This is a genomic window from Bradyrhizobium sp. GW821-FHT13H05 (assembly GCF_058804065.1).
The window spans coordinates 39,393-53,913 of record NZ_JBXAPO010000002.1; the positions used below are offsets into that span (position 1 = coordinate 39,393).

General features: G+C 65.4%; 9 protein-coding genes and 1 pseudogene. 7 read left to right on the forward strand and 3 right to left on the reverse strand.

Annotated elements, in window-relative coordinates; genetic code table 11:
• The first annotated feature begins 110 nt into the window (after positions 1–110).
• From AC1RR3_RS04775 to AC1RR3_RS04785, 3 genes and pseudogenes are all read left to right on the forward strand, one after another.
• A pseudogene (locus tag AC1RR3_RS04775) lies at positions 111–1,744 on the forward strand (thiamine pyrophosphate-requiring protein).
• 113 nt (positions 1,745–1,857) lie between these two features.
• Positions 1,858–4,341, forward strand: coding sequence for a GAF domain-containing sensor histidine kinase (locus AC1RR3_RS04780; protein ID WP_492819892.1), 2,484 nt, complete (start codon positions 1,858–1,860; stop codon positions 4,339–4,341).
• A gap of 79 nt (positions 4,342–4,420) precedes the next feature.
• Positions 4,421–6,064 (forward strand): alpha/beta hydrolase, encoded by a 1,644-nt coding sequence (locus AC1RR3_RS04785; protein ID WP_492819894.1) that lies wholly within the window; start codon positions 4,421–4,423, stop codon positions 6,062–6,064.
• Between the two features lie 3 nt (positions 6,065–6,067).
• Here AC1RR3_RS04785 and AC1RR3_RS04790 read toward each other — a convergent pair whose 3' ends face one another.
• The gene (locus AC1RR3_RS04790; protein ID WP_492819896.1) at positions 6,068–7,654 is read right to left on the reverse strand and encodes an MDR family MFS transporter; all 1,587 of its coding nucleotides are present in this window, start codon (positions 7,652–7,654) and stop codon (positions 6,068–6,070) included.
• 156 nt (positions 7,655–7,810) lie between these two features.
• Positions 7,811–8,326 carry a YcgN family cysteine cluster protein gene (locus tag AC1RR3_RS04795; protein ID WP_492819898.1) on the reverse strand — a complete coding sequence of 172 codons (516 nt, stop codon included), beginning with the start codon at positions 8,324–8,326 and terminating at the stop codon, positions 7,811–7,813.
• Positions 8,327–8,620: 294 nt separating this feature from the next.
• On the opposite strand from AC1RR3_RS04795, the gene AC1RR3_RS04800 reads away from it, so the two are divergent.
• Genes AC1RR3_RS04800 through AC1RR3_RS04810 form a run of 3 tightly spaced genes read left to right on the forward strand, consistent with a single transcriptional unit; the run spans position 8,621 to position 12,078 of the window.
• A complete protein-coding gene (locus tag AC1RR3_RS04800; RefSeq protein ID WP_492819900.1) occupies positions 8,621–10,909 on the forward strand; it encodes a transglycosylase domain-containing protein in 2,289 nt (762 codons plus the stop codon).
• A 9-nt stretch (positions 10,910–10,918) separates the two neighbouring features.
• Positions 10,919–11,497: a DUF1214 domain-containing protein gene (locus AC1RR3_RS04805; protein WP_492819902.1), complete on the forward strand. Its 579-nt coding sequence runs from the start codon at positions 10,919–10,921 to the stop codon at positions 11,495–11,497.
• A complete protein-coding gene (locus AC1RR3_RS04810; protein ID WP_492819904.1) occupies positions 11,494–12,078 on the forward strand; it encodes a DUF1254 domain-containing protein in 585 nt (194 codons plus the stop codon). The genes AC1RR3_RS04805 and AC1RR3_RS04810 overlap by 4 nt, the downstream gene beginning before the upstream one ends.
• A gap of 335 nt (positions 12,079–12,413) precedes the next feature.
• On the opposite strand, the gene AC1RR3_RS04815 is transcribed toward AC1RR3_RS04810, so the two are convergent.
• On the reverse strand, positions 12,414–12,863 hold the full coding sequence (locus AC1RR3_RS04815) for a GNAT family N-acetyltransferase (protein WP_492819906.1): 450 nt from the start codon (positions 12,861–12,863) through the stop codon (positions 12,414–12,416).
• A gap of 492 nt (positions 12,864–13,355) precedes the next feature.
• Here AC1RR3_RS04815 and AC1RR3_RS04820 point away from each other — a divergent pair, with 492 nt between their 5' ends.
• Positions 13,356–14,429 carry a Cj0069 family protein gene (locus AC1RR3_RS04820; RefSeq protein ID WP_492819908.1) on the forward strand — a complete coding sequence of 358 codons (1,074 nt, stop codon included), beginning with the start codon at positions 13,356–13,358 and terminating at the stop codon, positions 14,427–14,429.
• Positions 14,430–14,521: the final 92 nt, after the last annotated feature.

Below are 14,521 nucleotides of genomic sequence, written 5' to 3' on the forward strand. Positions count from 1 at the left end.
GCATGCCTGCCCCGCCGCTTAGGTGCCCTGCCGTGCTTTACGCTCCCCCGATTTCCTGATCCTCTCTGCCCAACGCCGGACCAACCGGCCATGCCAGGGAGAGAGACGCCATGAAGCTCGGCACTGCGATAGCAGAAATCATGCGGCGCGAGGGGATCGAGATCCTCTGCGGCTATCCCGTCAACCATCTGATCGAGCATGCGGCCAAGGCCGAGATCCGGCCCGTGATGGTGCGGCAGGAGCGTGTCGGCATCCACATGGCGGATGCGATCTCGCGGGTGACGTCGGGGCGCACGATCGGCGCGTTCTGCATGCAGCACGGGCCCGGCGCGGAAAATGCGATGGGCGGCGTCGCGCAGTGCTTTGGCGAATCCGTGCCTGTCCTGGTATTGCCGATGGGCTATCAGCGCAGGCTGGCGTATATCGAGCCGAACTTCAATTCCAGCGAGGCGATGAAGCCGTTTTCGAAATCGTCCGAGCCGATCATTCTGGCAGCCGAGGTCACCAGCATCTTCCGCCGCGCCTTCACCAAGCTCAAGAACGGCCGCGGCGGGCCCGTGATCGTCGAGATCCCCGCCGACATGTGGAACGAGGAGGTGCCGGAGCCCTTGAACTACACGCCGGTGCTGCGCACGCGCTACGGCGCCGACCCTGTTCATGTGAAGGAGGCGGCCGCCCTCCTCGTCAACGCCAGGCGGCCTGTGATCTATGCCGGCCAGGGCGTGCATTACGCGCGGCCTGGCCACAGTTGAAGCGGCTTGCGGAACGGCTGGCCATTCCCGTCACCACCAGCTTGGGTGGCAAATCGTCGTTTCCGGAGACACATCCGCTCTCGCTCGGCTCCGGCGGCCTCGCGGTGCCGCGCGCCGTTTCCAAATTCCTCGCGGAGGCCGACGTCATCTTCGGCATCGGCTGCTCCTTTACCGAGACCAGTTTTGGCATCGCGATGCCGAAGGGAAAAACCATCGTCCATTCCACGCTCGACCCGAACCATCTCAACAAGGACGTCGAGGCGAAGATCGGCCTCGTCGGCGATGCCGGTCTCGTGCTCGATGCGCTGCTGGAGGAGATCAGCCAGACCGTCACCGGGAATCGCGACGCCTCGGCGGTCGCGGCCGAGATCGCGGCCTCGCACAAGGAGTGGCTGGCCAAATGGACGCCGAAGCTGACCAGCAATGACGCGCCCTTGAACCCCTATCGCGTGCTGTGGGACCTGCAGCACACCGTTGACATCAAAAACACCATCATCACGCATGATGCCGGCAGCCCGCGCGACCAGCTCTCGCCGTTCTGGAAGGCGGTGGAACCACTCTCCTATCTCGGCTGGGGCAAGACGACGCAGCTCGGCTACGGCCTCGGCCTTGCGATGGGCGCAAAGCTCGCCAAGCCCGACAAGCTCTGCATCAATGTCTGGGGCGATGCCGCCATTGGTTTCACCGGCATGGATTTCGAGACTGCGGTGCGCGAGCGCATTCCGATCATGTCGATCCTGCTGAACAATTTCTCGATGGCGATCGAGTTGAAGGTGATGCCGATCTCGACCGAAAAATATCGCTCGACCGACATTTCCGGCGACTATGCCGCGATGGCGCGCGCCTTCGGCGGCTATGGCGAGCGCGTGACCAGGCCTGAGGATATCATCCCCGCGATCAGGCGCGGCATCCAGAAGACGCAGGAAGGCATCCCGGTGCTGCTGGAGTTCATCACCAGCAAGGAGACCGAGGTGTCGCGGCCCGGAACGTGAGCGAGACCCGTTTCGTCGGCAAGACTTGCTGTCGCGGGCGCTGGCCCCAGTCGCGAGAGGTGTGATAATCCGGCCTTGTGCCGCGCCTGTCGCGGCATTCAGCCGGATTGCGAATGACCGACCCTTCCAACGATATCGCCGACGGGCTTGCGGCCGAGACCACGCGGCTGCGCAGCGAGCTTGCGATTGCGCGCGATCGGCAGAATGCAAGCGCAGAGATCCTGCGCACCATCGCAGCCTCCCCGTCCGATGCGCGGCCGGTGTTCGCTGCGATCGCGTCCAGCTCAAAACGCCTGCTCGGCGGCTTCTCCGCCACCGTGCTCCAGTTCATCGGCGACGAGCTGCATCTTGTGGCCTATACGCCGACCAGTCCCGAAGCCGACGAGGGGCTGAAAGGCTCGTTCCCACGCAAGATCGCGGACTTCCCGACCTTCGCGCTGGTGCGCGGCGGCGAGACGATCCAGTTCCCCGACAGCGAAGCCGACGACGTTCCGGAGCTGAACCGCCGGCTCGCGCGGCTGCGCGGCTTCCGCAGCGTGCTGTTCATGCCGCTGATGAACCGAGACATGCCGGTCGGCATGATCAGCGTCACCCGCGCCGAGCCCGGTGCGTTCGCGGCCGATGCCGTGGAGCTTCTCCAGACCTTTGCCGATCAGGCCGTGATCGCGATCGAGAATGCGCGTCTCTTCAACGAGACGCGGGAGACGCTGGAGCGCCAGACCGCGACCGCCGACATCTTGAAGGTGATGGCCGCCACGCCCTCCGACGTGCAACCGGTGTTCGATGCCATCGCCGCCAATGCCAACCGGCTGATCGGGGGCTTCTCCACCGCGGTGCTGCGCTACATCGACGGCGCCGCTCACCTTGTGGCCTTCACGCCGGGCGACCCGGCCGGCGATCGCGTGCTGCAGGCGTCTTTCCCGGTGCCGTTCGCGCAATTTCCGGCCTACCAGCTCGTGGCCCATGGTGAATCGGCGCAGCTGCCCGACACCGAGCTCGAGCCGGCGGCACGCGACATCGCGCGCGCCCGCGGCTTTCGCAGCATGCTGTTCACGCCCTTGATGAGCGAAGGCGAAGCCAAGGGCGTCATCATCGCCACGCGGCGAACGACCGGCGCATTCGCCGGGCATCATGTGCAGTTGTTGCAGACTTTTGCCGACCAGGCGGTGATCGCGATCAAGAATGTCAGCCTGTTCAACACGACCAGGGAGGCGCTGGAACGCCAGACCGCGACCGCCGACATCCTCAAGGTGATCGCGGCCTCGCCGGCGGATGTCACGCCGGTGTTCCAGGCCATATCCGACAGTGCCAAGGCGCTGGTCGGCGGACATTCCTCCACCGTCACCCGCGTCATCGATGGCATGCTGCATCTGGCCGCCTTCACCACTGACAATGAGGCCGGCAACGCCGAACTGCTCAGCTCGTTTCCGGCGCCGCTTGCGGCCTCCGGCATTCACAGCCGGGTCGCAACGAGCGGTGACTACGCCTTCCGCAGCGACATGCAGAACGAATCCGACCTCACGGACGCGATGCGGGAGCTGGCGCGAACGCGCGGCTATCGCAGCATCCTGGTGATCCCGATGCTGCGCGACGGCGTTGCCATCGGCACCATCGGCGTGACGCGGCCGCAGGCCGGCCATTTCCCGGAGAAAGCGGTCAGCCTGCTCAAGACCTTTGCCGACCAGGCCGTGATCGCGATCGAGAACACGCGCCTGTTCAACGAGGTGCAGGACCGCACGCGGGAGCTTGCCAAATCGCTCGACGATTTGCGCGCGGCGCAGGACCGGCTGATCCAGACCGAGAAGCTGGCCTCGCTCGGCCAGCTCACCGCCGGCATCGCGCACGAGATCAAGAACCCGCTCAACTTCGTCAACAATTTCGCCGCGCTCTCCGCCGAGCTGACGGACGAGCTGAACGAGGTGCTTGCGCCCGTGTCGCTCGCAAGCGATATCCGCGCCGAGGTTGACGAGCTGACGGGGCTTTTGAAGGACAATCTGACGAAGGTCGTGCAGCACGGCAGGCGTGCCGATTCCATCGTCAAGAACATGCTGCTGCATTCGCGCGAGGGCGGCGGCGAGCATCGGCTGGCCGACATCAACGCGCTGGTCGAGGAGAGCCTCGACCTCGCCTATCACGGCGCGCGCGCCGAAACGCCACGGTTCGACGTGACGCTGAAGCGCGAGCTCGATCCTTCGGCAGGCTCCGCCGAATTGTTTCCGCAGGAGATCACGCGGGTGCTGCTGAACCTGATCTCGAACGGGTTTTATGCGGTGACCAGGCGCAAGGCGAATGCTGGCGCCGACGGCTACGAGCCGGTGGTCACAGCCGCGACCCGCGACCGCGGCGACACCGTCGAGATCCGCATCCGCGACAACGGCGCCGGCATTCCGGACGAGGTGAAGGCAAAAATGTTCAACCCGTTCTTCACCACCAAGCCGGCCGGCGAAGGCACCGGCCTCGGGCTGTCGATGAGCCACGACATCGTGGTGATGCAGCACGGCGGCACGATCGACGTCGCGACCGAGCCAGGCGCGTTCACGGAATTCACGATCCTGCTGCCGCGCAAGAGCAGCTTTGCGGAGAGCGACAAGGGATAGCATCACGGCGGAGGATGCCTTGAAGGGTCTCGCGTGGTTCGTTCGGCGACAACTCCTCTCGCTGTCAGGGGTCGGCCTCATGCTGGGCGCACTGTTCTTCGCGGCCGCGCTGACGCCGACGCTGATTCCGCGCAGCTATCTCACGCAAGGGGCCCTCGCCGGCGGCTGCTTTGCGATCGGCTATTTCGCCGGCGTGCTGTGGCGGCGGCTGTGGCACTATCTCGAATTGCCCGAGCCTTCGGCGCGGGCGCGATCGATTGCCAACACGCTTGCCGCGATCGGTTGCCTGCTCGTCGTCATCGTCTTCCTCTGGCGCAGCGCCGAATGGCAGAACTCGATCCGCGCTGTCATGAAAATGGCGGCGGTCGAGACCGCACATCCGCTCAAGGTCTGCGTCATCGCCCTTGTCACGTTCGTGGTGCTGCTGGTGCTGGGGCGGCTGTTCGCGCTTGTGGCGCGCGTCCTCGCCGCGCACACGCGGCGCGTCATTCCGCGGAAGGTCGCCAACGTCATCGGCGTGCTGATCGCAGCCCTGCTGTTCTGGTCGATCGCCAGCAATGTCCTGATCCGCACCGCGTTCAACGCGCTCGACTCCTCCTTCCGCGAGCTCGACGCCTTGCAAGAGCCCGAGCGGCCGCAACCGGCCGCCGCCGATCAAACAGGAGGTTCTGCGTCGCTGGTGAAGTGGCAGGAGCTCGGGCGCATGGGGCGCCGGTTCATTGCCTCAGGCCCGACCGCAGCCGAGATCAGCGCCGTCACGGGACGGCCCGCGCAGGATCCCGTGCGCGTCTATGTGGGGCTCGGCGGCCGCGACACCGCGCAGGCGCGCGCCCGGCTCGCGCTCGATGAGCTCAAGCGCCAGCACGGTTTCGAGCGAAAGATTCTGATCGTGATCACGCCGACCGGCACCGGCTGGATCGATCCGGCCGCGATGGACACGGTGGAAGTTCTCCATCACGGCGACGTCGCCAGCGTCGCGATGCAATATTCCTACCTCAACAGCCCGCTGTCGCTGCTGTTTCAGCCGGAGTACGGAGCAGAGGCCTCGCGGGCGCTGTTCACGGAAATCTACGGCTATTGGACGAGCCTGCCGAAGGACAAGCGGCCGAAGCTGTACCTGCACGGGCTCAGCCTCGGCGCCATGAATTCGGAGAAATCCGCAGAACTGTTCGAGACGATCGGCGATCCCATTGCGGGTGCGCTGTGGAGCGGGGCGCCGTTCGAAAGCCGCCTCTGGCGCTCGATCACCGCAAACCGCAATCCGGGCTCGCCGGCCTGGTTGCCGGAATTCCGCGACAGCCGCTTCGTGCGCTTCATGAACCAGAACGGACCGTCGGTGCCGCCGGATACGCCCTGGGGTCCGATGCGAATCGTCTATCTGCAGTATGCCAGCGACGCGATCACGTTCTTTGCCTACCGCGACGCCTATCGGGCCCCGGCCTGGATGAGCGCGCCGCGCGGACCGGACGTGTCACCCGAGCTGCGATGGTATCCCATCGTCACGATGCTGCAGCTCGCCCTCGACATGGCGGTCGCGACCAATACGCCGATGGGTTTTGGCCATGTCTACGCGCCCGAGCATTATGTCGATGGCTGGGTCGCGGTGACGGATGTCCGTGATTGGTCCGCTGAAGCACTTGCGAAGCTCAGGGAACAGCTCGCGGCGAAAGCGCGGAAGACCGGTGCAGGCAACGCCGACGACGATCCCGAGCGTGGCGGCTGACCCCTACTCCGCCATCTCCACCTGCTGCGTGATGGTCGGGCCGGCCAGCGGCCGCTCCTCCATCATCATCAGGCAGAGCGAGGCGGTGGTCATCAGCGCGGTAGCGGCGCCGAAGACGTAGCGGAACGCGTGCCGCATGTCGTCGGCGGGGATCGCAGGAATGCTGCCTGCGGCGTGATGCTCGCCGGCGAGCGGAATGTCGGTGCCGAGCGCGATCAGCAAAATGGCGGCGAAGGCTGCGACCGTGAACGATGACATCAGCGAGCGGAAGAAATTCATCGCGCCGGTGATGGTGCCGACTTGCGGACGGGCGACCGAATTCTGCAGCGAGACCACGCAGACCGGGAAAGTCGTGCCGAGTCCGAGCGCGAACGCCGCCATCAGCGTCAGCAGCCCCCAGAGCGGCAAGGTGGTGACCGTGAGGCCGAGCGCGCAGATCGCGGCCCAGGACGTGCCGACGATGGCGACGCGCTTGTAGTGCTTGGCGCGCGCCATGGTGCGGCCGGCGATCGCCGCGCCGCAGGTCGAGACCGCCGCGAGCGGGATCAGCGCAAGGCCGGCCTCGCTGGCGCTGAGGTGGTAGACCGACTCGTAATAGAGCGGTAGCTGCACGGTGAGGCCCGTGATCGCACCGAGGCCGCAGCCGCCGGCCGTCAGCGCGAACGGCGCGACCGATCCCGTCAGCAGCTTCAACGGCAGGAACGGCTCCTCGGCGCGGCGCGCGTGCCAGACGAAGGTGACCGCGAGCGCGACGGCACCGCCCACCATCGCAAGCACGGTCGGCGACAGCCAGGGATAGCGCGTGCCGCCCCAGGTCAGCACCAGCATGAAGACAACGGCGGAGGCCATCAGCAGGACGCCGCCGAGCCAGTCGACCTTGCGCTTGCGGTGAAACACCGGGATCTTCTTCATCTTCGGCAGCAGCAGCGCGAGCGCCGCAGCCGTGAGCGGAAGGTTGATCCAGAAGATCATCGACCAATGCAGATGCTCGGCGAAGACGCCGCCGATGACGGGGCCCAGAATGCCGCCGACCATCCAGACGCTGGAGAAATAGGCCTGGTACTGGCCGCGCTCACGCGGGCTCACGACGTCGGAGATCACCGTCTGCACCACAGGCATGATGCCGCCGCCGCCGAGGCCCTGGAGGCCACGCGCGAGAATCAGCATCGGCATGCTCGGCGCGATCGCGCACAGCACGGAGCCGGTCACGAACAGGCTGAGCGAGATGATGATCATGACGCGGCGGCCGTAGATATCGCTCAGCGTGCCGAACACCGGTGCAACCGCGGTCGAGGCGAGCAGATAGGCCGTGATCACCCAGGACAGGTTCGAGACGTCCTGGAACTGGCGCCCGATGGTCGGCAGCGCGGTCGCCACGATGGTCTGGTCGAGGGCCGCCAGGAACATCGTCAGCATCAGGCTGATCACGATGGTCCGGACCTCGTCTTGGGACAGCGGCACCGGCGGCGCTATCGACGGAGCGTCATCGACGCTGATGACCTCGCTGGGAAGGCGGGACAGCTCTTCGGCGATATCGTCAGGCAATGCCTGAATGTCGGCAGAACTGCTCTGCCGGTCGAACTTGTTCATCTCGATCGGAAGCCGTGAGGCGGCGCAACGCCGCGAAGGATTCGTTCTATGCAGCCTAATGTAGACAGCAAAGTTCTTCCCGGGCAGGCACCGCGGCGCATGGGTGCATCCCACCCCCGGGTCATCGCGATGACGTGATCCGACGTCGCAGGCGGATCAGTCCTTCGGACGTCGCTTCAGGCGTGCCCGTTTCGGCAGCTGCGCCGGCCATTGCACGATGTGGTTCTCGAGCTCGTCGTCCGGAATCTCCACCTCGCTGCCCTCGACCCGGCCGCGCACGGAGACGCCGGCTTCATGAACGGTGTTGGGATCGCCCGACACCAGCGGATGCCACCAATAGAGGTCGCGGCCCTCGGCAACGAGCTTGTAGCCGCAGCTCGGCGGCAGCCAGTTCAGGGTGCGGACATTGGCCGGGGTCAGGCGGACGCAGTCCGGAACCTTGGCGGAGCGATTCGGGTAGTCCTTGCAGCCGCAGGTGGCCCCGTCGAGCAGCTTGCAGCCGACATGGGTGAAATAGATCTGGCCGGTATCCTCGTCCTCGAGCTTGTTCAGGCAGCAGCGCCCGCAGCCGTCGCACAGGCTTTCCCATTCGGCCGTCGACAGCTCTTCCAACGTCTTGGTTTTCCAGAAGAATCCCTCCTGGCCTGAAGGTCGTTTGGGAGCTGCGGTCATGCGCCTCAACAAAGGTTCGAAAGAGCTACGGCTAACCCATCTAGGGCGTACGGCCGGGACCCTGCAAGCAACGCCCCCGTGTGGCCCGTAATGAACCGGGGTTCAATTAGTCCTGTTGTTCAAAATCGCGAGCCTGACCATTGGTTTATAGCCCCCGCTCGGCTAGAAGGAACAGCAAGTCCCCTCGGACGCGAACCGGGCGCCTTGGGTTTGCCGCAACACTCCCGCAAGACGTCTCGATGCCGCCCCGGCCGGGTGCTTGAACGCTGTCGAAGCGAGCCGCAAGGGTTCTAGGTGGTCCAGAACACACCATCCAACTGGAAGAGCCGCGTCCGGAATTTCTTTCTGGACCTCGACGCGCGCATCGACTCCTCGCTGTTCTCCTCGGCCAAGGGCATCCGCGAGCTCTACGAGCGCTACTCGACCTTCATGGACCGCTTCTATGTCGGGCGGTGGAAGCGCTGGGTGTTCATCGAACCGCTGTCGGAGGCCGCAACGCTCGGCCTCGGCGGCCTGGTGCTGATGCTCACGCTCGCCATCCCCGCCTTCCGCGAGACCGCGGACGAGGACTGGCTGAAGAAGTCCGACCTCGCGGTGACCTTCCTCGACCGCTACGGCAACCCGATCGGCAGCCGCGGCATCAAGCACAACGACTCGATCCCGCTGGAAGATTTTCCTGATGTCCTGATCAAGGCGACGCTGGCGACCGAAGACCGCCGCTTCTACGAGCATTTCGGCATCGACATCGCCGGCACCGCGCGCGCGCTCGTCACCAACGCCCAGGCCGGCGGCGTCCGCCAGGGCGGCTCCTCGATCACGCAGCAGCTCGCGAAAAACCTGTTCCTGAGCAACGAGCGCACCATCGAGCGCAAGGTCAACGAGGCCTTCCTCGCGGTCTGGCTGGAATGGCGCCTGACCAAGAACGAGATCCTCAAGCTGTATCTCGACCGCGCCTATATGGGCGGCGGCACCTTCGGCGTCGACGGCGCTGCGCATTTCTACTTCAACAAATCCGCGCGCGACGTGACGCTTGCGGAAGCCGCGATGCTCTCCGGCCTGTTCAAGGCGCCGACCAAATACGCGCCGCACATCAACCTGCCCGCTGCGCGCGCCCGCGCCAACGTCGTGCTCGACAACCTCGTCGATGCCGGCTTCATGACCGAGGGCCAGGTGTTCGGTGCCCGCCGCAATCCGGCCTTCGCCGTCGACCGCCGCGACGAGGCGTCGCCGAACTACTATCTCGACTATGCCTTCGACGAGATGCGCAAGCTGGTCGACACCTTCCCGAAATCCTACACCGAGCGCGTCTTCGTGGTGCGCCTCGCGATCGACACCAACGTGCAGAAGGCCGCGGAAGACGCGATCGAGAACCAGCTGCGCCAGTTCGGCCGCGACTATCACGCGACGCAGGCGGCGACCGTGGTGTCCGATCTCGACGGCGGCATCCGCGCCATGGTCGGCGGCCGCGACTACGGCGCCAGCCAGTTCAACCGCGCCGTCGACGCCTATCGCCAGCCCGGCTCCTCGTTCAAGCCGTACGTCTACACCACCGCGCTGCTGAACGGCTTCACGCCGAACTCGATCGTGGTCGACGGCCCGGTCTGCATCGGCAATTGGTGCCCGCAGAACTATGGCCATTCCTATTCCGGCGCGGTGACGCTGACGCAGGCGATCACGCGCTCGATCAACGTCGTGCCGGTCAAGCTGTCGATCGCGATCGGCCAGAAGAACGAGCCCAAGGCGCAGAACCCGGCCAAGGTCGGCCGCGCCAAGATCGTCGAGGTCGCGCGCCGCTTCGGCCTCAAGGCGCCGCTGCCCGACACGCCGTCGCTGCCGATCGGCTCGGACGAAGTCACCGTGCTCGAGCACGCCGTCGCCTATGCGACCTTCCCGAACCGCGGCAAGTCGGTGACGCCGCATTCGGTGCTGGAGGTGCGCACCGGCGCGGGTGACCTGGTCTGGCGCTGGGACCGCGACGGTCCGAAGCCGAAGCAGGCGATCCCCGCTTCCGTTGCCTCCGACATGGCGGGCATGATGAGCCACGTCGTCAGCGAAGGCACCGCACGGCGCGCCGCGCTCGACGGCATTCCCACCGCCGGCAAGACCGGCACGACCAATGCGTATCGCGACGCCTGGTTCGTCGGCTACACCGGCAATTTCACCTGCGCGGTCTGGTACGGCAATGACGATTACTCGCCGACCAACCGCATGACCGGCGGCTCGCTGCCGGCGCAGACCTGGCACGACATCATGGTTGCCGCCCATCAGGGCGTCGAGGTCCGGGAGATCCCCGGCATCGGCATGGGCCAGAAGCTGCCGCCGGAACGCGTTGCCAACGCGCAAGCCAATGCCGCGCCAAAGGTGCTGGAGACCAAGCCCGGTCCGCCGCCCGTGCTGACCAAGCGCGGCGCCGACATCCTGGTGCGCGTCGAGAAGCTGCTGGATGACGCCGCCAGGATCGCGACCAAGGCGGCTGCCGACGACGGCAAGGCCGCCAAGCCGGCCTCATCGACAAGCGCGCTCGCCTTCCCGCAGAACTACGCGGAAGAGAATGCGAACGTATCCGCCCCGCGCAAGAACTGATCGAAACAAGTGCGGCTGATCCTGATCACATTGACGGCCCTTCTGCTCGCGAGCGTGGTCGGCGTCGGCGCGACCTGGATGACGACGACGCGCGGCACCGAGATCGGCGCACTCACCATCGGCCCCTGGACCGCGCGCCCGCGTACCGGCACCGCCGACGTCGATCCCTATTCGCGCGCCACCATCGTGCGCAACGGCGAGCTGCCGATCGGCACCGGTGACGGCGTCGCCTTCACCGCGACCGCCGACGACAAGAAGAAGGCGCTCGACGGCCGCTGCGACGTCATCGTCACCGGCGTGACGCCGCCGGCGCGGTTCTGGACGCTGACGCTGTACGACCGCAAGGGCCATCTCGTCGCCAACTCGCTGCAGCGCTACGGCTTCACCAGCCAGGAGATCGTGCGGCAGTCCGATGGCTCGTTCGAGATCCGCATCGCCTCGCGCTCGCGCGCCGGCAACTGGCTGCCGACCGGCGGCATCGAGCGCTACGCCCTGATGCTGCGCCTCTACGACACCCCCGTCGGCGTTGCCACCCGCACCCAGCGCGATGCGCCGATGCCTGTGATCAAGACGGTGGGCTGCTCATGATCCGCCTGCTGTTCACCATCGTTGCCGGCGTGGTGCTGGGCCTCGTGGTCCATCTCGTCAGCGTGCTGGCGCTGCCGCGGATCGCGACCCAGGACGCCTATTCGCGGCTGACACCGATGACCAAGCTCAACGGCGTGACGCAGCTTCCGCTGGCCGATCCGCAGACCTCACCGATGCCGTTCATGGACCCGGCCTTTGCGCTGGCGATCTGCCGCTATGACCTGTCGAACGGGCCGATCAAGCTCACGGTGCCCGTCAGCCAGGCCTACACCTCGGTGTCGTTCTACACCCGCAACGAGATCGCCTATTACGCGATCAACGACCGCTCCGCCGGCAAGAAGGTGATCGAGCTCGACCTGATGACGGAGCCGCAGCACAACGAGCTGCCCGAGGACGAAGAGATCACCGCCGCCGACCGGCTGATCATCGATTCCCCCAGCACCACCGGCCTGATCGTGATGAAGGCGCTGGCCGCCGAGCCCGGCCTGATGCCGCAGGCGCAGGCGACGCTTGCCGCCGCGAGCTGCGGACCGCAGACCGAGCAGCCGGCCAAGGCCGAGGCACCGCGCGGACGGCGCTGACGCGGGGCGCTTCGGCAGGCGCAAGACAAAACTGCGAAAACAACCCCATGCACAGTAGCGGGGGTGTTGAAATGATTGAGCTCTTCAGTCGAAGATAGGAAGCTGACTGCCCGCGCCACTTTCGAGGCGCTGGGGCTGGTGCGGCTGCAGGGCTCAGGTCTCTCCCTTGTCATTGCGAGCGCAGCGAAGCAATCCAGTATCCCCCGGGGGAGACGCTGGATTGCTTCGCTGCGCTCGCAATGACGGCGGAGGGAGCACTCTCGTTGCACTCTGTGCGTTACACGGACGGTTCGGAGGTCCGGTCAGTCAAACCGGACAGCAAACAACTGCACGTATCAGCCGCCAAGCGACTTGCGGAAAAACACACGCTGATAGCCGTTCTGCTCGCGGCGCCCTGTTTCTTCCCAGCCGAGCGCGGGATACATGGCCAGATTTTCCGACATCTTCTCGTGTGTGTATAAGGTTATCTCGCGATAGAAGCGGCGGACTGCCTCTTGTTCGGCAAAATTCAGCAACGCGCGTCCGATACCGCGACCATGATGGCCTGGGTCAACGGCGACGTTGTCCAGAAGAAGGTGGTCTGCTTCGTCGATGAGGATCAGCACCCCTACGATCTCATCGCCAATTTCCGCCACCCAGGCGGCATGGTTCCGGATGTGCGCCGAATAATCGTCAAGCATGGGTCCTGGAGGTTTACCGATCCTCTCGATGTACACGCAGTATGCATCCGATACGATGCGTTCGATTGCAAATAGATCAGCGACCTTCGCCGGACGAACGATCATACGCTTTCCTCATCGCGGTCACTCGAAGACAACGGGCTCACGTCATTTCGCAGCATTTGGGCCGTGTTCGACAACGCAAACAAGCCGTTTTCTGGCATCGAGTAAGTCATTGGCTTTGTTAATCACGCGAACCCACAATTGCTCGATCCGAAACACTGGCAACGGCCGCTGTTCTGAGTTTACGCCAAGCCGGCGTTTGCCGAACTGAGACATCCCCTGCCCGTCGCATTGTTCGGCTTTGACACGTCGGGCAAAACACTGGCATAGTGGCATCATCGAAAGTTCGTAACACCCGCGCGGAGCAATCCGGCGCGGGTTTTTTCATGCCGGAGCGCACGTTGCCATGATCAAGCCTACGTTCGATCGGAACCGCACGACCATCTTGAAACTTGCGAACCATCTCACGTAAACTCGTCCACGTGGGGACAAAGCAGACTCCCCGTGAGACCTCGGTCCAAGCTCTGCGCAGCACGCCATTCGTGGAGCTTGCGCATGAACACCGAACGACACTCCTCTCCTCCAAAGACGATCGCTATCCTCTCACGCGGCGACGCCACCACACGGGCGGTCGCGACGGCGCAGAACAGCCGCTTCGTCCGCGTCTTCGAGGCACTCGCTGCTCTCGGCATCGAAGCCCGGCCGGTGATCTACGACGAAAATTTTGCGGCCGACGTCCGCGATCAACTGCTCGCGGCCGATGGCGTGCTCGTCTGGGTCGATCCGATCCATCAGGGCAAGACGCGCGAGGCGCTCGATCCGCTGCTGCGCGAGGTCGCCGCGCGGGGGCCATGGGTGAGCGCGCATCCGGACGTCATCCTGAAGATGGGCGTCAAGGAGGTACTCTACCGCACCCGTCATCTGGGCTGGGGTGCGGATACGCATCGCTATGACACGGCGGCGAGCTTCCGCGCCGAGTTTCCGTCGCGCCTTCAGGCGAGCGGCCCGCGCGTGCTGAAGCAAAATCGCGGCAACGGAGGCCAGGGCGTCTGGAAGGTGGAGGCGCTGCCGAACACGGACACCATGATTCGCGTGCTCCATGCGCAGCGCGGCAGCGTGCCGGAGGACATGCAGCTCGACGCGCTCATCGCGCGATGCGAGCCGTATTTCGGCTGGGGCGGCTGCATCATCGACCAGGCGTTTCAACCTCGCCTGCCCGACGGCATGATCCGCTGCTACATGAGCGGCGCCAAGGTCGCTGGCTTCGGGCAGCAGAAGATCAAGGCCTTGATCCCGCCGCCGCCGGAAGGGCCTGATGCACCCGAAGCGCAGCCCGGCCCGCGGATCATGCACGGCCCTGATGCTCTGCAATTCCAGGCGCTCCGAAGGTCGATGGAGGACGCATGGACGCCGCAGATGATGGACACGCTCGGCATCGACGAGGGCTCGCTACCGGTGATCTGGGACGCGGACTTCCTGTACGGGCCGCGCGACGCGGCTGGTGCCGACACCTACGTCCTGTGTGAGATCAACGCGAGTTCCTGTTTTGCGATCCCAGAAGAAGCACCGGCGGCGATTGCGCGGACGGTGAAGCATCGCCTCCTGCTCACTCGGGGGGCCCGCAGATAGAGATGCCGGCGAGCCCCGGTCGGAGCGAGCGCCGGGGCGCCGCTCGCTCGCAAGAGCCCTGGCCGCGGACGCCGACCAAACGCTGGTCGGCC

Bases quoted from the DNA above. Each gene is read 5' to 3' on its own strand.
- AC1RR3_RS04810 (WP_492819904.1), top strand. From the start codon at position 11,494: ATGATCCGCCTGCTGTTCACCATCGTTGCCGGCGTGGTGCTGGGCCTC.
- AC1RR3_RS04820 (WP_492819908.1), top strand. From the start codon at position 13,356: ATGAACACCGAACGACACTCCTCTCCTCCAAAGACGATCGCTATCCTC.
- AC1RR3_RS04780 (WP_492819892.1), top strand. From the start codon at position 1,858: ATGACCGACCCTTCCAACGATATCGCCGACGGGCTTGCGGCCGAGACC.
- AC1RR3_RS04785 (WP_492819894.1), top strand. From the start codon at position 4,421: ATGCTGGGCGCACTGTTCTTCGCGGCCGCGCTGACGCCGACGCTGATT.
- AC1RR3_RS04795 (WP_492819898.1), bottom strand. From the start codon at position 8,326: ATGACCGCAGCTCCCAAACGACCTTCAGGCCAGGAGGGATTCTTCTGG.
- AC1RR3_RS04790 (WP_492819896.1), bottom strand. From the start codon at position 7,654: ATGAACAAGTTCGACCGGCAGAGCAGTTCTGCCGACATTCAGGCATTG.
- AC1RR3_RS04815 (WP_492819906.1), bottom strand. From the start codon at position 12,863: ATGATCGTTCGTCCGGCGAAGGTCGCTGATCTATTTGCAATCGAACGC.